Source organism: Peribacillus sp. NPDC097895, from assembly GCF_050277555.1.
GTDB lineage: Bacteria > Bacillota > Bacilli > Bacillales > DSM-1321 > Peribacillus.
Genome location: NZ_JBNNSH010000002.1, coordinates 237,182 through 255,518 on the forward strand (window position 1 = coordinate 237,182; position 18,337 = coordinate 255,518).

General features: G+C 39.4%; 18 protein-coding genes. 7 read left to right on the forward strand and 11 right to left on the reverse strand.

Features of this window, described 5'->3' with window-relative positions:
• Nucleotides 1–225: 225 nt before the first annotated feature.
• Nucleotides 226–1,164: a heme o synthase gene (cyoE, locus tag ACQKMH_RS12430; protein ID WP_427587775.1), complete on the reverse strand. Its 939-nt coding sequence runs from the start codon at nucleotides 1,162–1,164 to the stop codon at nucleotides 226–228.
• Between the two features lie 603 nt (nucleotides 1,165–1,767).
• Here cyoE and ACQKMH_RS12435 point away from each other — a divergent pair.
• Complete coding sequence (locus ACQKMH_RS12435) at nucleotides 1,768–2,754, forward strand: COX15/CtaA family protein (protein ID WP_427587776.1); 987 nt, start codon at nucleotides 1,768–1,770, stop codon at nucleotides 2,752–2,754.
• A gap of 191 nt (nucleotides 2,755–2,945) precedes the next feature.
• Here ACQKMH_RS12435 and pyc read toward each other — a convergent pair whose 3' ends face one another.
• On the reverse strand, nucleotides 2,946–6,383 hold the full coding sequence (gene pyc / locus ACQKMH_RS12440) for a pyruvate carboxylase (protein ID WP_427587777.1): 3,438 nt from the start codon (nucleotides 6,381–6,383) through the stop codon (nucleotides 2,946–2,948).
• Between the two features lie 644 nt (nucleotides 6,384–7,027).
• Entirely contained in the window at nucleotides 7,028–7,309 is a 282-nt protein-coding gene (locus ACQKMH_RS12445; RefSeq protein WP_034313996.1) for a YlaN family protein, read from the reverse strand.
• Between the two features lie 213 nt (nucleotides 7,310–7,522).
• Between ACQKMH_RS12445 and ACQKMH_RS12450 the strand changes: the two genes are divergently transcribed.
• Nucleotides 7,523–8,035, forward strand: coding sequence for a peptidyl-prolyl cis-trans isomerase (locus tag ACQKMH_RS12450; protein ID WP_427587778.1), 513 nt, complete (start codon nucleotides 7,523–7,525; stop codon nucleotides 8,033–8,035).
• Between the two features lie 65 nt (nucleotides 8,036–8,100).
• On the opposite strand, the gene ACQKMH_RS12455 is transcribed toward ACQKMH_RS12450, so the two are convergent.
• On the reverse strand, nucleotides 8,101–9,432 hold the full coding sequence (locus ACQKMH_RS12455; RefSeq protein WP_427587780.1) for a PhoH family protein: 1,332 nt from the start codon (nucleotides 9,430–9,432) through the stop codon (nucleotides 8,101–8,103).
• A gap of 264 nt (nucleotides 9,433–9,696) precedes the next feature.
• Between ACQKMH_RS12455 and ACQKMH_RS12460 the strand changes: the two genes are divergently transcribed.
• From ACQKMH_RS12460 to ACQKMH_RS12470, 3 genes are all read left to right on the forward strand, one after another.
• The gene (locus ACQKMH_RS12460; protein WP_427587782.1) at nucleotides 9,697–10,296 is read left to right on the forward strand and encodes a YhcN/YlaJ family sporulation lipoprotein; all 600 of its coding nucleotides are present in this window, start codon (nucleotides 9,697–9,699) and stop codon (nucleotides 10,294–10,296) included.
• Between the two features lie 159 nt (nucleotides 10,297–10,455).
• Nucleotides 10,456–10,656, forward strand: coding sequence for a YlaI family protein (locus ACQKMH_RS12465; protein ID WP_230157486.1), 201 nt, complete (start codon nucleotides 10,456–10,458; stop codon nucleotides 10,654–10,656).
• Entirely contained in the window at nucleotides 10,592–11,071 is a 480-nt protein-coding gene (locus tag ACQKMH_RS12470) for a hypothetical protein (RefSeq protein WP_427587783.1), read from the forward strand. Before ACQKMH_RS12465 ends, ACQKMH_RS12470 begins: the two co-directional genes overlap by 65 nt.
• A gap of 37 nt (nucleotides 11,072–11,108) precedes the next feature.
• On the opposite strand, the gene ACQKMH_RS12475 is transcribed toward ACQKMH_RS12470, so the two are convergent.
• The 3 genes from ACQKMH_RS12475 to typA are packed head-to-tail and all read right to left on the reverse strand — an operon-like array spanning nucleotide 11,109 to nucleotide 13,576.
• Nucleotides 11,109–11,393 (reverse strand): hypothetical protein, encoded by a 285-nt coding sequence (locus ACQKMH_RS12475; protein ID WP_427588494.1) that lies wholly within the window; start codon nucleotides 11,391–11,393, stop codon nucleotides 11,109–11,111.
• A 4-nt stretch (nucleotides 11,394–11,397) separates the two neighbouring features.
• Nucleotides 11,398–11,706 (reverse strand): YlaH-like family protein, encoded by a 309-nt coding sequence (locus ACQKMH_RS12480; RefSeq protein WP_427587784.1) that lies wholly within the window; start codon nucleotides 11,704–11,706, stop codon nucleotides 11,398–11,400.
• Between the two features lie 22 nt (nucleotides 11,707–11,728).
• On the reverse strand, nucleotides 11,729–13,576 hold the full coding sequence (typA, locus tag ACQKMH_RS12485) for a translational GTPase TypA (RefSeq protein WP_427587785.1): 1,848 nt from the start codon (nucleotides 13,574–13,576) through the stop codon (nucleotides 11,729–11,731).
• A 124-nt stretch (nucleotides 13,577–13,700) separates the two neighbouring features.
• On the opposite strand from typA, the gene ACQKMH_RS12490 reads away from it, so the two are divergent.
• Nucleotides 13,701–13,883, forward strand: a complete 183-nt coding sequence (locus ACQKMH_RS12490; protein WP_427587786.1) for a YlaF family protein — start codon at nucleotides 13,701–13,703, stop codon at nucleotides 13,881–13,883.
• Between the two features lie 144 nt (nucleotides 13,884–14,027).
• Here the strand turns inward: ACQKMH_RS12490 and ACQKMH_RS12495 are convergent, their stop codons facing one another.
• Together ACQKMH_RS12495 and ACQKMH_RS12500 are read right to left on the reverse strand one after the other, a co-directional pair.
• Nucleotides 14,028–14,831 carry an inositol monophosphatase family protein gene (locus tag ACQKMH_RS12495; RefSeq protein WP_427587788.1) on the reverse strand — a complete coding sequence of 268 codons (804 nt, stop codon included), beginning with the start codon at nucleotides 14,829–14,831 and terminating at the stop codon, nucleotides 14,028–14,030.
• Between the two features lie 406 nt (nucleotides 14,832–15,237).
• Nucleotides 15,238–15,435 (reverse strand): hypothetical protein, encoded by a 198-nt coding sequence (locus tag ACQKMH_RS12500; RefSeq protein ID WP_034314018.1) that lies wholly within the window; start codon nucleotides 15,433–15,435, stop codon nucleotides 15,238–15,240.
• A gap of 200 nt (nucleotides 15,436–15,635) precedes the next feature.
• Between ACQKMH_RS12500 and ACQKMH_RS12505 the strand changes: the two genes are divergently transcribed.
• Nucleotides 15,636–16,256 carry a YktB family protein gene (locus tag ACQKMH_RS12505; RefSeq protein WP_427587789.1) on the forward strand — a complete coding sequence of 207 codons (621 nt, stop codon included), beginning with the start codon at nucleotides 15,636–15,638 and terminating at the stop codon, nucleotides 16,254–16,256.
• Between the two features lie 103 nt (nucleotides 16,257–16,359).
• On the opposite strand, the gene trpA is transcribed toward ACQKMH_RS12505, so the two are convergent.
• A complete protein-coding gene (gene trpA / locus ACQKMH_RS12510) occupies nucleotides 16,360–17,139 on the reverse strand; it encodes a tryptophan synthase subunit alpha (RefSeq protein ID WP_427587790.1) in 780 nt (259 codons plus the stop codon).
• Nucleotides 17,132–18,337 carry a tryptophan synthase subunit beta gene (trpB, locus tag ACQKMH_RS12515; RefSeq protein WP_427587791.1) on the reverse strand — a complete coding sequence of 402 codons (1,206 nt, stop codon included), beginning with the start codon at nucleotides 18,335–18,337 and terminating at the stop codon, nucleotides 17,132–17,134. Before trpB ends, trpA begins: the two co-directional genes overlap by 8 nt.

Consider the following 18,337-nt stretch of genomic DNA (forward strand, 5'->3'; position numbering starts at 1 on the left):
AAATTTTCTCACAAAAATAAAAATGGGCGCAATTGCGAATATTCTCTCTATGTCAATTTCTAAAAAGAAAGAATCCCTAATCTAAGGAATTACTACGAAAATTCATGTAACCGCTCTTATGAATGACCTGTTGACTCCGTTAATATGTATGAATGGCGGTCAGTGCATTATTATTGGTAAGCTGAAGCCTGTACAAGAACAGGGCTTCAGCTTAGTTATCCAAAACTAGATGAGTGTAACAATAACCATCGCTACAAATAAAATGGTCATATAATTTAAAGAATATACAAACATGGATGTTGCCCATTTAACATCATCTTTCTTTTTATACCCTTTAATCCCCAAAATAAGCCAACCTGTGCTCAATAAAGCAGCAAGAATAACCAGTGGAGTTCCTAATGGAGTTAAAAAGAAAGGAATGAACATTAAACAGATGATCCATAACATAATTGATCTTTTCGCAGCCTTGAACCCTTTTACAACCGGAAGCATCGGTACCCCCGCTGCACGATATTCTTCGACACGCCTCATTGCAAGTGCATAAAAATGAGGCGGCTGCCACAAGAACATGATTGCAAACAAAACCCAAGCAATCATATCAAGGTCAGGGTCAACGGCAGCCCACCCGATAAGTGGAGGTACCGCTCCGGATATGCTGCCTATAATCGTATTCGAAACAAATCTGCGTTTAAAAACCATGGTATATAAGACAACATAGGCGAAGACGCCAAGTGCACCAAGGATGGCAGTTGTCATATTTGTCAATGCGAGTAAAATCAGCCCGGCGGCAATTAAGCCAAAGCTTAACGCCAATACCTTTGATGGTTGTACTTTCCCAGTTACCGTTGGCCGATTTTTCGTTCTTTCCATTAAATGATCGATATCACGGTCATAATAATTATTGAAACTGCAAGATCCCGCCATAATAAGTGCCGAGCCTGCAAGTGTATAAAACACTACATCCAAATTACTTAAGAAGCTAAGCCCCGAAAAATGAAGAGCTAACCATACGCCGGTAAAGGCTGTAATTATATTTGAATTGACAATCCCCACTTTTATCAGTGCGAGAAAATCCTTCCAAGCAGTTGTTTCCGGTATATCCGATTGAAGGGCGGCTTTACTGTCCTTCATGACAGCTTCCGACAAACCCCTTGTTTCTGACATTTGTTTTCCTCCTTTAAATCCATTCAGCAAAGACGCAAATGTAAAAAAAAATACTTACATATGCTATAGAACATTATTTCATACTTTTTGATATTTGTAACCAAAGAAGCGTAAACAAAAAGTAAATTATTTACCAATGACCGTTATCAACGGAATCCATCAATAGCTATCATTCTTAATATCATGCTTAAAAACAGTAAAATTTAGTAAAATCATTTCTTCAATATATTAAAGCATATTTTTGGAAGCTTTTGTGAAAATTTTTTGTATATTTTTGACCAATTTGTGTCTCGATAATTTCACTGCACATGATAAGTTTGTCATCAAGAACACGAATCATACGTTATTATGATCATCCCCTAAGTCTATCTCTATTTTGCACTTACTTGAAGGTTTACACTCCCTTTATTTCTATCAAAGTCTTTTGCAACTTTCAACTATTTCGGGCATTTTAATTAATAGCCATAATATTAACTGAACTTGTAAAATCATTCTATTTTGTGTAATATCGAGGAAGTTCGACAAATATTATGTAAATATTATGTTATTATGAATTGTATGGAATAAACTAACTTGTCTACAGAGAAAAAGGTGGGACTACTAGTGAAATCGTCTCTTAAATGGTTTGCTGTTTTAACTACGATTGTAATGCTTTTCATCTTACTTGGTGGAGCTTTAGTCACGAAGACGGATTCCGGCATGGGCTGCGGCAGGTCCTGGCCATTGTGCAATGGTCAATTGTTCCCTGACAAAATCACCCTTGAATTGATCATCGAGCTTTCCCATCGACTCGTTTCAGGTACCGGAGGATTCCTGGTTTTAATGTTATCGTATTTATCTTGGCGAAAAATTGGCCATATTCGCGAAGCACGCTTCTTATCCGTTCTTTCTTTTAGTTTTCTGTTACTACAAGGGTTGATTGGAGCAGCAGCCGTCCTTTGGTCACAATCCGATTTCATTCTGGCCCTTCATTTTGGCATATCACTCATTTCCTTTGCTTCCGTCCTTTTACTAACACTATTGATTTTTGAAGTGGACAAGAAATTCGAAGCAGAAAAACTTATAGTTGATAAACGAATGAAATTCCATATTATCGGCGTATTGATTTTCAGTCTAATAGTGGTATATACGGGTGCCCTTGTGAGGCATACAGAATCGAGTTTAATCTGTAAGGATTGGCCTTTATGTGTGAATGACAGCCTTGCGCTCCCCTCCAACCTTTATGAATGGGTTCAAATGGGGCACCGTGCAATAGCTGGCACGATTTTCATTTGGGTATCTTATGTAACCTATATTGCTCATAAATATTACAAAAATCAAAAAGTATTATATGGCGGTTGGATTACTGCATTCATTCTCGTTTTTTTACAAGTTACCGCCGGAGCCTTTATCATTATCTCAAGGCAGAATTTATATATCGCTTTGGCACATGCATTGTTCATTGCCTGCTTTTTTGGAGTAATGAGTTACTTGATGCTATTGACTTCAAGAAGCAAAAAAAATGCCCTAGCCAAGCAAAAAGGAAGCTCCCCCCACATTGTCAACGGACAGGACGAACAGGATATAACGCCAACAATCCCCGCTCGTTAATGTCTGATTGTTCAATCAATAAGAAAATAAGGTAATACAAAAACCACCATTCCCGAGAATGGTGGTTTTTTCTTTTCTTAAAAAGACATTCCATATGACAACACACTGCCTAAAGGAGGGTATAGGGCAGCTTGAAACTTCAAGCCAGCCCAATATGACCCAAATCAACCAAAAGGTCCCAGTCAACGATATTACTTAGTTAATTCAATCAATAAATCACCGGTACTAATCGCTTCTCCATCTTTCACATAAATGTCTTTAATGGTTCCGGAATAAGGTGCTTGCACGGTAGTTTCCATTTTCATCGCTTCCGTAATGATCAAGTGATCACCCTGTTTGACCTGATCGCCTTTCTCGACGACCACGCGAATTACCGTACCTGGCATTGTCGCACCGATTTGTTCTTTATTTTTTGGATCAGCTTTCATTTTTGATATAATAGAAGATTTAATATTTTCATCTTTGATGATCACTTCTCGAGATTGTCCATTCAACTCAAAATACACAACCCTTGTCCCATCAGCCAACGGTTCTCCAATTGATACTAATTTAACGATGAGCGTTTTACCCTTTTCAATTTCAACTTCAATTTCTTCCCCTAGTCTCATTCCATATAGGAAAGTAGCGGTATCAAGGTTGGAAACATCGCCAAACAGATCAATGGTTTTATCGTAATCCAAGAATACTTTTGGATATAGAGCATATGCAAGTACATCGAAATCAGTGACAGCTCGTCCCAATTCCTTGAATAATTCTTCTTTAAGCGCACCAAAGTCCACATCTTCCAATAATTCACCCGGTCTTACTGTTATCGGTTTTTTCCCCTTTAGGATAACTTCCTGTAGCTCTTTCGGGAATCCACCAACCGGCTGACCGAGGTAGCCTTCGAATAACTCTATTACTGAATCAGGGAAATCGATGGTTTTGCCTTTTGTCAGAACATCTTCTTCAGTTAAGTTATTTTGAACCATGAATAAAGCCATGTCCCCAACGACTTTGGAAGAAGGTGTTACTTTAACGATATCACCGAACATAGCATTGACGCGCTGATACATCTCTTTCACTTCATGCCAGCGTTCCCCCAGCCCCACAGCTTTAGCTTGCTGCTGCAGATTGCTATATTGACCGCCAGGCATTTCGTGTTTGTATACTTCAGTATGAGGTGCATTCATGCCACTTTCGAAGTCATGATATAATTTCCTGACCTCTCCCCAATACTCTCCTAAGCGCTCTAGAGAATCGACTTCCAATTTAGGCTGTCTGCTTGACCCTTCCAGTGCATAATGTAAGGTTTGTACACTCGGCTGTGAAGTTAGCCCGGCTAAAGACCCAATCGCCGTATCAACGATGTCCACACCTGCTTCAATCGCTTTTGAATACATGTAAATCCCGTTCCCGCTTGTATCATGAGTATGCAGATGGATTGGAAGGGATGTCGTTTCTTTCAATTCCGATACAAGACGGTAAGCGGCATCCGGTTTCAGGAGACCAGCCATATCTTTGATCGCTAAAATATGGGCACCGGCATGTTCCAATTCCTTCGCCATGTTTTTATAGTAGTCGATATTATACTTGCTGCGTGATGGATCATTCAAATCCCCAGTATAACAAATGGCCGCTTCGGCAATTTTGCCAGATTGACGGACAGCATCTATAGCAACTTCCATCCCTTTAACCCAGTTTAAACTATCGAAAATACGGTATACATCAATACCTGCATCCGCTGATTTCTCTACGAATTCACGTATGACATTATCAGGGTAATTTTTATAGCCAACTGCATTTGACGCCCTTAAAAGCATTTGTAAAAGTACGTTCGGTGCTTTTTTCCTGAAACTTAACAGCCTGTCCCATGGATCTTCCTTCAAGAAGCGATAAGCTACATCAAAAGTCGCCCCGCCCCACATTTCCATTGAAAATAAATCAGGAAGGAGTTTTGCTGTAGGCTCAGCGATATCAAGGATATCTTTCGATCTAATTCTCGTCGCCAATAAAGATTGATGTGCATCACGGAAAGTCGTATCTGTAATCAATACCTCTTTTTGCTCTTTAATCCAATTAACAAGTCCATCTGCACCTTGCTGTTCCAGTATATTTTTTGTACCCGAAATAAGCGGCAGGCCACCAACATTCGGAATTGGAGCAGGATCGAAGACAGGTTTTTTCTTTTTCTCAACACCCGGGAAACCATTTACCGTAACATTTCCGATATATGAGAGCATTTTTGTCCCACGGTCTTTCCTGACCGGGAAGCTAAACAATTCCGGTGTTGAATCAATGAAGGATGTATCGTATTCTCCATTGATGAATTTTTCATGTTTAACAACATTTTCAAGGAAGGGGATATTTGTTTTAATCCCACGGATCCTGAATTCCTTAAGATTACGAACCATTTTAGAAGCTGCCTGCTCAAATGAAAGTGCATGAGTGGAAAGTTTAACGAGAAGGGAGTCATAATAAGGTGTGATCACCGCACCTTGGAACCCATTCCCTGCGTCCAGACGGACACCAAATCCCCCACCGGAACGGTATACCATCATTTTCCCGGTATCGGGCATGAAATTATTCAATGGGTCCTCAGTCGTCACCCGTGATTGAATGGCATACCCATGTGTTTTAATTCCTGCTTGTTCTGGAATTCCAATCTTTTTGCCATGAAGCTCATGCCCTTCGGCAACCATGATTTGGGATTGAACGATATCAATGCCAGTAATCATTTCAGTAATGGTATGTTCAACCTGTACCCTTGGATTGACTTCAATAAAGTAAAATTCGCCATTGGCTACGAGGAACTCGACCGTACCAGCGTTGACATAGTCGATATTTTTCGCCAACTTGACTGCTGCTTCACAAATTCTTACCCTTAAATCCTCCGTAAGGGAAACGGAAGGTGCAACTTCCACAACTTTTTGGTGCCGTCTCTGTACGGAACAGTCGCGTTCATATAGATGGACGATATTCCCATGAGTATCAGCCAATATCTGAACTTCAATATGCTTTGGATTTTGTATGAATCTCTCAACATAGACTTCATCATTACCAAAGGCTGCTTTTGCTTCGGATTTTGCCCGATCATAAGCTTCTTCAACTTCTTCAATTTTTTCGACAATCCGCATTCCACGTCCGCCGCCGCCTAAAGAGGCTTTTATAATAATTGGAAAACCGTATTGTTCACCAAATTCCTTGACTTCATTTACACTGGTCACTGGTCCATCGCTACCAGGTATGACCGGGATATCAGCTAGTTCAGCTTGTGTTCTTGCTTTTACTTTGTCACCAAACATATCTAGGTGTCTTGATTCTGGCCCGATGAAGATTATTCCTTCTTCTTCACAACGTTTCGCAAAATCAATATTTTCTGAAAGGAAACCATAACCAGGATGAATTGCATCGACTCCGCTCATTTTGGCAATCGCAATTATACCTTCAATATCCAGATAGGCATCAATCGGCTTTTTGCCTTCCCCAACGAGATATGCTTCATCCGCTTTATATCGGTGATAAGAGCCATAATCTTCTTTTGAATAGATTGCAACTGTATGAATATCTAATTCCGTACATGCCCGAAAAATCCGAATCGCTATTTCTCCACGATTAGCCGCAAGTACTTTTTCTATACGTTTCCCCATTGCTACCACCCTCATCAATATGTATTTTATTTATTAAATATTTAGAAAAAAAGCGTGATGGTTACACCACTTTTTAATCACAAGTTTATTTCCCCAACAAAGGACACCGATCTGATAAGGTCCATTTTATCGTTATTGTATTATTTTGATATATTTTCACATTTATCTTTTCATGTATCCTAACTACATAAAAAATAAACAATATCAGTTAAAAAAGAAAATTTAGTTATTATAATATATTATAATAAAGTCCTGTTGGATTTAAAAAACGATTAATATAACCATAATACTAAAATAAACTGAATACAATAAAAAAATAAAAAATTACGTATATTTCCTATAAAAACACAAGGAATTCCCCCGACTAATTTAGCAAGGCATGCTATCGGATAATTATTTTTCCACTTAATACCAAAGTTTTAAATAGGTGGAATTGTAGGAAACCCTTATAATTTTAGCTTTGAAAATTCAATTATTTTAAAAATCTACACTTGAGCTTCTATTTATGTGTTTAATTAGTATGACTTATGCGCTTAATTAGTATGACACTTTTGAATATAGTATAACCTTTTTATCTATTATTGTACACAAATAAAAAACTCAAACAATCATCGAGATTTGTTTGAGTTAGTATGTTTTATCTATTATTTTTTTAATGATGCTTCATGCAAAACTGACAATTCCTGTTCAAGAGTTTCCAAAAGGGATTTGCCCTCGGTTTCCTCTACCAAACCTAAACGTACGGCAAAATCAATTTCTCGAGATAGGCCGAACATTTGCGTATCAAGTACCTCTTCGTATAAAGGACATTGAGGCATTGTGAGATTCTCCATTTGAACTTTTATCAGTTTTAGAATCTTGTCAGCATCTGCTTTTAATAAAGCATAAGCTTTTTCTCGATGATTGACAAGCATATCAGATGCCATGTTAAATCCCCCCGCTCAGAGCGATTAAATCTTATCTTTAAATTCTACCTTTAGTTTTGTGAAAAAGCAAGAACATTGACAAACAATTTCCCATTGAGATAGCCCAATCACCTTTCCGCTAAATTAGCCAGCCTTGGAAATTTAGCCACCCTTCGTGATGATGTGACAATTCAATTAATATTGATTATAATTATTACAGAGCAACAGAAAGGAATGAGATATTTGGAACCGATCGTGTTTATTAATGGAAAAGTGAAATATCCAATTACGCTAGATCCAGGAGTCTGGATTTTTGATGACCGTAAAGTTGAAATTGATACATATTTCCACGCTGAAAGAGTTCAGGTCAATGAATTGGAGGAGTATACGATTGCCGCCTCCAAACATTGGCAAAAGGAAATACAAGAGGGCGCAATCATGCCCCCTACAATAAAAACGGAGCGCAAGTTCGAGAAGCAAAGGTTGATGGAAGGGACTTTCGGCATCCCTTTTGAGCCTTTTTTAAAAAATGCCGAACCTGAAAATGGGGTAACGGAAGTCATTGTTACAACTGATGATAAAGAGCTTACATTTCCATTGGAAGTGGCACTTGGGTTTTTCCTTGGGTTTTCCAAAGATGGAAAACCGCTTAAAATGGCCGAAGGCGGGCCTATGGAAATTTATTTAGGGGATGCTTCCAATATCAATGATCCAATTAAAAATGTACGGTCTTTCACTGTTAAATAAGAATGAACCCATGATGTTCATAAAGCACTAATGCAAGCGGCAAGGGAAGGCCCTTGCCGCTTGCATTATAAAAGTGTAGCGGCGAGTTGTGCTAATCCCGACCTTTCCCCTTTTATCAATTTAACATGGCCGGCAATACGCTCGGTCTTGAATTTTTCCACCACATATGTCAAGCCATTATTGTATTCATCCAAATACGGATGATCTATTTGCTCCGGATCTCCCATTAATACAATTTTGCTCCGCTCCCCGACTCTCGTCAAGATGGTCTTTACCTCATGTTTTGTTAAATTCTGCGCTTCATCGATGATGATGAACTGATCCGGGATACTCCTTCCCCTGATATAGGTCAGGGCTTCCACTTCAATTGAACTCATGCCCGCTAAAATCGCGTCCAATTCCCCCGGTTTTTTCGTATTGAACAAATATTGCAGATTATCAAAAATGGGCTGCATCCAAGGTCTTAATTTTTCTTCTTTTTCCCCTGGTAGGTAACCAATATCTTTACCGACCGGCACAATAGGCCTTGCAACAAGAAGTTTCTTATATTGAGACAAATCCTCTGTTTGCATTAATCCTGTAGCCAATGCCAATAATGTCTTACCTGTACCTGCCTTCCCAATAAGCGTCACAAGTTGAATATCCGAACGGAGCAACAAATCAAGGGCCATAGTCTGCTGGACGTTTCTCGGCTTGATTCCCCAAATATGTTCCCCTTCATACAACAATTTCTTAACGAACCTGCAATTCTCATCCACTATCCCAATCGCAGAAGCAGAACTGCCAAGCGTGTCCTTCATCAACAGGAACTGATTTGGATAATAAGAATCTTTTGTCAGTTCTTCAAGTGCCAGAAAACTCTTTTCGTAAAACTTATTCAAACTATCAATTGAAACAAATACCTCTTTATGTCCACCGTATATATGATCCATCTCGACGACACGATCATTTAAAAAGTCCTCTGCCTCAAGACCGATTGCGTCAGCTTTCACTCTGACAAGCGTATCTTTGCTAACCAAAATGACCGTCTTTCCATCTTCCTTTGTCTCTTCTTCCAAAGATAGATTTTTCGCAACTGCCAATATTCTATTATCATTCGTTTTCTCTACAAAAATTTCCTGAAGCTTATGAAATGAACGGTGATTGAGTTCAATTCTTATGCTGCCACCATTATGAAGCGGAATGCTTTGATGAAGCTTCCCTTTTTCACGAAAGCCATCGATCAATTTTGATACTTGTCGGGCGTTTCTTCCGATTTCATCCATATATCTTTTTTTTGAATCCAATTCTTCTAATACAACTGCCGGAATGACCACTTCATTATCTTCGAATGAATAAATCGAATACGGATCCTGCAAAAGGACATTCGTATCTAATACATATATTTTTTTCCCCAATATGACGCCTCCTGCCTGCTCTTTAGGATATGCCTTACCATTTACTACACTCAGCAGTTATGTAGCGGACGAGACTGTTGATAAAATATATGTTCCTTTGAATAAAGATAGAAGAACATTTACAGACTATAAAGAAAACTTCCAGAAAAGAAATCTATATCCAATATGGATCACCCCATGTTTTACGGCATTTTAGGCCAATATGCATCAGACTTAGTTGGTGTGGACAGGCTGTAACTAATGAGACATTAAGGAGGTTGTACATTGCAAAAAATTATATTGTCACTAGCCGCTATTCTGTTGATGACAGGTTGCTCAATGAATAATAAAAATGAAGCGGCTGAAGATAATGCTAAAAACAATATAACGAAAGTCAATAACTCGACCATTAAGGAAGCCGACAGAAATACAGGGCAGCAGACAGCAACACGACTTACTGGTCTAGCAAAATCCATTCCCGAGGTGAATGATGCCACCGCAGTTGTACTAGGCAAATACGCCATAGTCGGAATAGATATTGACCAAGATATTGAGCGATCACAGGTGGGAACGATTAAATACTCCGTGGGAGAAGCTTTAAAACACGATCCCAACGGTGCAAATGCCATGATTGTCGCTGATCCGGATTTAAATGAACGAATCAGGGAAGTCGCCAAGGATATTAAAGACGGTAAACCGGTAAGAGGGATACTAAATGAACTGGCTGATATCACAAGTCGGGTCATTCCTGAGGTTCCAGGTGATATTTTGACCCCGACGCCATCAAAAGCAATTGATGATGAAAAGAATAAACTCGATGATAATAAGGAAAGAAACCTGCTTGATAAAGAGCAAAATGATCAATCCAATCACCATAAAGAATGAATTTTCCCAACCCGAAGTGAATCTTCGGGTTTTTTTCCATATCCGCCATAAACCCAATAACGTTAATGAGCAAATGTAGTTTTCATTTTATCCTCGTTTTACCATAAAAATATTGGTATACTTAAAAGCATATTCAAATTGAAGTGAGGTTCAAATAATATGAAGGTTAAATGTGTAATATGCGATCAAATTGAATCCATCCCTGACGATAGCCCAGAAGCGAAGAAACTTCGTAACCGTCCTATACATACCTATATGTGCAATACGTGCAATCAACGCATAGAAGATCGTACGAATGAACGGATTGCAACTGGAAACTTCCGTCTCTACCGCACAATCAAAAATGAAGATGAATGGTAAAACATTTTATAAAGCATGCCTAATTGGTCTCATCAATGGAATCATGCTTGGATTGATAATGAAGTGGGTAGAAATGTTTTCTGGAAAACAAGTGTATACGCTTTTATTGAATGTCGATTTCCTTCCAGTATTCGGAGCTGTTTCTTGGAGTGAGCCGACTTTGTTCTTTTTTCATCTTCTCTTCTCACTGGCCATTACTTTTATTTACGTTTTTTTCCTAATTCGTTGGAAAATTTTCAGGGGATGGCACAAACACACACTTGCTGTTTTCGCGATTATTCCTGCCATCATGCTCTACTTTCCATTATCCGCGCTGTCAAAATCAGAAGTTGTCCTTCCATCTGATTTGACAGCTTTCTTTTTATGGTCAATCTTACACCTTATATACGCACTCTTCCTCCCTAAGGCAATATAAAAAGAACCGTGCGAATATCGCACGGTTCTTTTTATCATTACTCGACATTTTTATACTTATCTGGCTCTAGCTCAATTTGATCTAACATGATATCAATCAATTCAATCGGAAAACGTTGCTTTTTCATTTCATCTCCCAATAGATACTCAACGAAATAAAAAGGCTCTGTTTTTGAAACCGAATCAATGGTTACTTGATGATTGTCTTTCAACATCTGCATGAAAAACATTTCTGTATCACGCGCAGCTGTATCATCAGGTCTTGCATCACAGACAACTTTGATCGTCAACCAATTGTATAAAGCATCCTGTAATGATTTCATCATCTTAAGCCTGTTCTTCTTTTCTCGAATTATGAAGACGGAACCTATAGATCCCAAGAACAAGTGAAGCGATGACTAATGCTTCCCCCATAGGAAGAAACACCGCAAAGAAAGAAAGAAGGGTACATCCAAGTGCCATTACCGCATAAATGACCACATTTTTTAGCAAAGGTAACCTTTTGGCAAAACCTAACTGATAGACAAGGATGCATAATCCAAAAATCGTCAAATACAAATACCACATTCCCGCTTCAGGATTTTCATCCACTTTGTACAATGCTGCAAAAAATGATAATCGCTCTTGGATATCCAATCTTTTCTCCTCCTCTTGCTACTTATTTTTCTTCAACAGCCACTTTTTTTCTTTTAGCTGCTCTTTCACGCTCGTTTTTATCAAGAATTTTTTTACGAAGACGGATGGAATCCGGAGTCACTTCACAATACTCATCATCGTTCAAATATTCTAGCGCTTCTTCAAGAGACAGAATTCTTGGTTTTTTCATGGAAGAAGTTTGGTCTTTATTAGCCGAACGCATATTTGTCATTTGTTTAGCTTTAACGATATTAACAGTCAAATCGCTATCACGGTTATGTTCCCCGACGATCATGCCTTCATAAATATCCGTACCTGGCTCAATGAAAATGACGCCGCGGTCTTCTACTTGCATCGTACCGTATTGCGTAGTTTTTCCAGATTCCATGGAAACAAGTACACCTTGACGTCTTCCGCCGACTTGACCTTGGGCCATTGGTTGGTAGCTGTCAAATGAGTGGTTCATGATACCATAACCACGTGTAATCGTTAAGAACTCAGTAGAATAACCAATAAGTCCGCGAGCTGGAATCGTGAATAACAAACGAACTTGACCGCTTCCGCTATTGATCATATCCAACAATTCACCTTTACGAGCTCCCATTGATTCCATGATCGAACCAGTGTGCTCTTCAGGTACGTCGATTTGTACACGTTCAACCGGCTCACAACGGACACCGTCAATCAAACGAACGATAACTTCCGGTTTAGAAACTTGCAGTTCATAACCTTCACGTCTCATGTTTTCGATCAGGATGGAAAGGTGAAGCTCCCCACGACCTGAAACAATCCAGACATCCGGAGAATCAGTATTTTCGACTCTTAAGCTGACATCCGTTTGCAATTGGTTTTTCAAACGCTCTTCAATTTTACGAGCTGTGACGAATTTACCTTCACGGCCTGCGAATGGGCTGTTATTTACAAGGAAAGTCATTTGTAATGTTGGCTCATCGATACGTAGAATTGGAAGGGCATCAGGATTTTCAATCGGACAAACCGTTTCCCCTACGTTAATATCTTCCATACCTGAAACGGCAATTAAATCACCGGCAACAGCTTCTTGGATTTCAACTTTCTTCAAGCCAATATAACCAAAGATTTTCGTTACACGGAATTGCTTGACCGAACCATCAAGTTTCATTAATGAAACTTGTTGACCTACATGCATTTTACCGCGGAATACACGACCAACACCAATACGTCCTACATAATCATTGTAGTCAAGTAAAGCCACTTGGAATTGAAGTGGTTCATCTGAGTTATCAATTGGTGCAGGGATCGTTTCGACGATTGTTTCGAATAGTGGGGTCATGTCTTTTTCTTGTTTAGCAGGATCTGAATCCAAGCTTGCAGTACCAGCAATACCTGAAGTGAAGACAACAGGGAAGTCCAACTGCTCTTCTTCGGCTCCTAGCTCGATGAATAAGTCAATTACTTCGTCGACTACTTCATCAGGACGTGCAGAATCTTTATCGATTTTGTTCACGACAACGATTGGCGTAATCTTTTGTTCCAATGCTTTTTTCAACACGAAACGAGTTTGCGGCATACATCCTTCATATGCATCAACAACAAGAAGAACACCATCAACCATTTTCATGATCCGTTCCACTTCACCACCAAAGTCGGCATGACCAGGTGTATCCAAAATGTTAATTCTTGTATCTTGATATTGAACTGCTGTATTTTTCGCAAGAATCGTAATTCCGCGTTCTTTTTCAATCGCATTAGAATCCATCGCACGTTCTTCCACATGTTCATTCTCACGGAAAGTACCAGATTGCTTAAGCAACTGATCCACTAACGTTGTTTTACCATGGTCAACGTGGGCAATGATGGCTATATTACGAATATTTTCTCTTAATTTCAAAAAATTCACTCCTAAAAAAGTTTGTGTATAACGTATCACTAGTATTAACTTACATATTATATCACAAACATACTAGAAACAAATACAGAAATTATGTACAATAGACATATTAGGGGTGATATTAATGAATATTAAATGGAATTTCTTAATATTAGCGATATTGGCAGCATGCAGTATTGGCTCCATTGGCATCTTCATTGCTGAAAAAAGCTTAATTGGAATAATAGCTGCAATCGTTGTACTTTGCGGAATTATGGGATTTGGTTTCACTCAAAAGAAGAAATTACGCGAAGCAGGAAAGCTTTAATATAAAAAACTCGCTGTCCGGCAGCGAGTTTTTTTGTTAATTATTTCAAAATGAGTATTTTATTCCATCTTTACAAGAAATTGGTCTCGTCCTATACATATCTATTCTCACCTTCTTGCCTTACCGATACCGTAGGCCAGGGTATTAAGGTCCGGAAGTCCCTGATAAGTATTTGTCGAATACTTCCTTGTGCAGCCCCGGTTTAGAAACGAACAGGGAGTCACCTTCTAGAAAGTCCAATTTGTTACCTTTAATATTACTTACTTCCCCGCCCACTTCCTCAACAAGCAGAACGCCTCCGGCAAAGTCCCAAGGCTTGAGCCTCATGGTTATATACGCATCAATCCTGCCAGCTGCCACGAATGCGAGCTCCAATGCTGCCGAGCCATATGAACGTGTCCCTCGTGCATCACGGACAAGTGGTGCTAACAGACTTGGGTCAATCCTTCGGTTTTCCGTTACCCAGCTTGCATTTATGGAAATGATGGCTTTACTTACTGACGCCTCTTCAAGAGAAGGGAGCCTTTGATCATTCATGTAGGCCCCCTGCCCTTTGATCACATGATATAATTCATCACTAACAACATCATAAACCATGCCAATTTTCCCGACGCCATCCTCATAAACACCAAGAGAAATGGCAAAATTCCGCTGTTGATGAATGAAGTTCAATGTTCCATCAATCGGATCGATGATCCATACCGTTCCTTTTAGCTCTTTAATATCATGGCCCATTCCCTCTTCCCCAAAAATCCGGTGTTCAGGAAAGACTTCGCCAATTTTATCGCAAAAAAACTTCTCTATTCCCTTATCCATATTTGTAACCAAATCATTAGGATTCGATTTCATTTCAATATTCAATATGGTTGTAAATGACGCCCTTAGCCTCGATCCCGCTTCTTTCATCCATAATTTTGCATATGTATCCATTTCCTTAACCGATGCCATTATATATCCCCGTCCTTTATGATCAGAAACTGCATAAAAAATGATCCTCTTATAAAGATTAAAGCAAATATAACTTGTCTTCAAGTTTTTAACATCTTAAATTTCCCATTTTTAAAAACCTATTGATTAATGAAGGTTATTTTATCTAGCCATTTACCCCTTTAAGGGAAAGTTGACATACCTACTTTTCAACCTTTTCCATTTCTTGGACGTCCCCCTTCCTTATTAATAGGATGAAACACCATGATGTTTGATAACCATCTTATATATATTGGACATTTAATGAAAAACGGACACATTATTTTTTATAAAATAAGTGTCCGTTCATCTATAATGAAATTCTTTGTATTGAAATTGATTCATTTCTTTCAGTCATTCTCCTTCACGATCTCTGCAGCCAGACATTTTACAAGGCTTTCAGTTTCAATAATTCCAACCTAATGCGTTCAAGCCTTTGCTTGCACTGTGACCTCTTTTGGTCATTCTCTTCACCAATTGCTTCAAAAAGGGTTGCTAATTCATAGTCCATTTCCATTCTTAACACTGCAGCTCTATGTCTTTCAACTTCTTTAGCCTTTAATGCTTGGTTCATGACTTGTTTCATAATTAACATTCTCCCTTCATCAATTAACGTAATTTTCTGAATTTGTTTATATTTTATCATATGTCTTCCTTTCACAAATAGCAACTAATTTGTGTTGTAACCCATAAGGAATTTTGCTGCGCAAATCCAAACCGTATTTTTTAAATTTTATTTTTACTTATGCTACAATATGTGCAGATATTACGGTAGGAGAGATGATAATGAATATAGCAAGTTTTACAGCTGATGATTTTAACGTTTTTAAAATTGATGGATTGGAACCACGTATGGATGCTTTAAAAGAACGGATCCAACCTAAATTACAAGCTCTCGGAGAGCACTTTTCACATCGGCTGTCAGTAATGACGGGGGATGAAATGTTCCCCCATGTCGCAAAGCATGCTCGAAGGAAAGTGAATCCTCCTAAAGATACATGGGTGGCTTTCGCCGCAAACAGCCGAGGCTACAAAATGATGCCGCATTTTCAAATTGGGTTGTGGGAAACGCATATGTTCATTTGGTACGCTGTCATTTATGAGGCTCCTAATAAAATGGAAATCGGAAAGAATCTGGAACAACAGGCGGACCGTTTAGTAAAAAACATTCCCTCCCATTATGTTTGGTCAATGGATCATACAAAACCTGAAGTCATCCCTCATGAGTCTCTTGGTGTCGAGGATTTGAATGCAATGTTCAATCGTTTGCAAACTGTAAAGAAAGCAGAAATCCTTTGTGGTATACAAATTTCCCGTGATGATGCCATTCAGTTAAATGATGATGATTTCATTAAAACCATTCAAGATGCGTTTGAACATCTTTTACCCTTATATAAATTAAACTAAACACATTTTCCGTTCACATTCGACAAGAAGTGCGGGATGATGATTCCTTTCATCCTTAAAACTGGTTAAGAAAAAAAGGGGAGCCTCCATGGCTCCCCTTTTCTTATTTCCGCACTAAACCTTTACTAGCTTGGATCAATTCACTGATTTGACTTTCTTTTCCTGTTTCAAAGCATTCAATGATCTTGCTGCCGACAATGACACCATCACAGGATTGTATCGCATCACGGACATGGTCTGGGGTCGAAATGCCAAACCCGGCCAGAACGGGAACGGGACTGAGGTCTTTTACCTTCTTTAAATAGCCTCCGAGTTCTCCTCCAAACACGTCACGGGTTCCTGTAATGCCTTTGACTGTAACTGCATAGATAAAGCCCTCTGCCCCTGCTGTAATCTCTGTGATGCGCTCTTGGGAAGACGTGAGTGTCACAAGTCGGATAAGCAAGATTCCAGCAGTTCTTATAGATGTAAAGATGGCTTCTTCTTCAATCGGTAAATCAGGGATGATGCACCCGGAAATTCCAGCTTGAAGACAGTCTTCCGTAAACTCTTTAAGTCCATAAGCCATGATAGAATTTGAATAACCCATCAAAATGATTGGAATGTTTACATCATTTTTGATTTCCATCACTTTTTTCAGGACAGCCTTTAAAGTTGTACCATTCTTTAAAGAACGGATGCCAGCTTGTTGGATAACCGGTCCATCAGCAACAGGGTCAGAGAATGGTATACCTAGTTCAACAGCTGTTGCCCCGCTTTTTTCCAGGAAAAGAAGCTGGCTCTTTAACCGGTCAAGACCTCCATCACCTGCCATGATATAAGGAATGAATGCTTTTTCCTGATTAGTCTGACATTCTTCAAGCGCTTTTGTTAATTTATTCATGCTCGCTACCCCCTAATAATGATTGGACCGTTTCTACATCCTTATCTCCCCGGCCAGATAGGCAAATCACCAACCCAGTCCCTTTTCCCATTTCTTTGGCAAGTTTTAAACCGTAGGAAATAGCATGTGAACTTTCCAATGCAGGGATGATCCCTTCCTCCCTTGAAAGCATCACTAGAGCTTCCAATGCTTCCTCATCGGTAACTGAAGTATATTCCACCCGATTGGTATCTTTTAAGTAGCTATGTTCAGGTCCTACCCCTGGATAGTCCAACCCAGCTGAGATTGAATGTGCTTCCTGGATCTGTCCATCTTCGTTCTGCAATACATACATGAATGCCCCATGAAGCACCCCAGGTTTGCCCTTCGTCAAACTTGAAGCATGCAAATGTGTATCCAAGCCATGACCTGCCGCTTCCACTCCATATAATTTAACCGTTTCATCCTCAATGAAGGGATAAAACATCCCCATTGCATTGCTTCCCCCTCCTATGCATGCGACTACTGCATCCGGAAGGGAATGGAACGCCTCTGTATACTGCCGTTTTGTTTCCTTGCCTATCACACTTTGAAAATCGCGTACAATGACTGGGAATGGATGCGGCCCAAGAACGGATCCCATTATATAATGAGTGTCATCCACATTTGCTACCCAATATCGTAACGCCTCGTTTACTGCATCCTTTAAAGTCCCGCTTCCTTGTGATACTGATACGACCTTTGCTCCCAAAAGCTCCATCCGGAACACATTCAATTTCTGTCTCCTGATATCTTCCTCACCCATAAAAATGATGCATTCCAACTTCAGCAAGGCACACACTGTTGCTGTAGCCACTCCATGCTGTCCCGCACCCGTTTCGGCAATCACCTTTTTCTTGCCCATTTTCTGAGTCAGCAAAGCCTGACCGATCGTATTATTGATTTTGTGGGCTCCTGTATGATTCAAGTCTTCACGCTTCAGATAAATATCGGCACCACCAGCTAATTTCGTTAGGTTCTCCGCAAAATAAAGAGGTGTCTCCCGACCGATATATTGTTTCAGGTAATAGCTCAGTTGCTCTTGGAATTCCGGATCTTTTTTAGATTGATCATATACTTCTTCTAGCTCCGTAATCGCCGCCATTAAAGTTTCCGGAACAAAACGGCCTCCATATGCTCCAAAATGTCCAGTTTTGTCAGGCTGTGTATAAGTACTCAT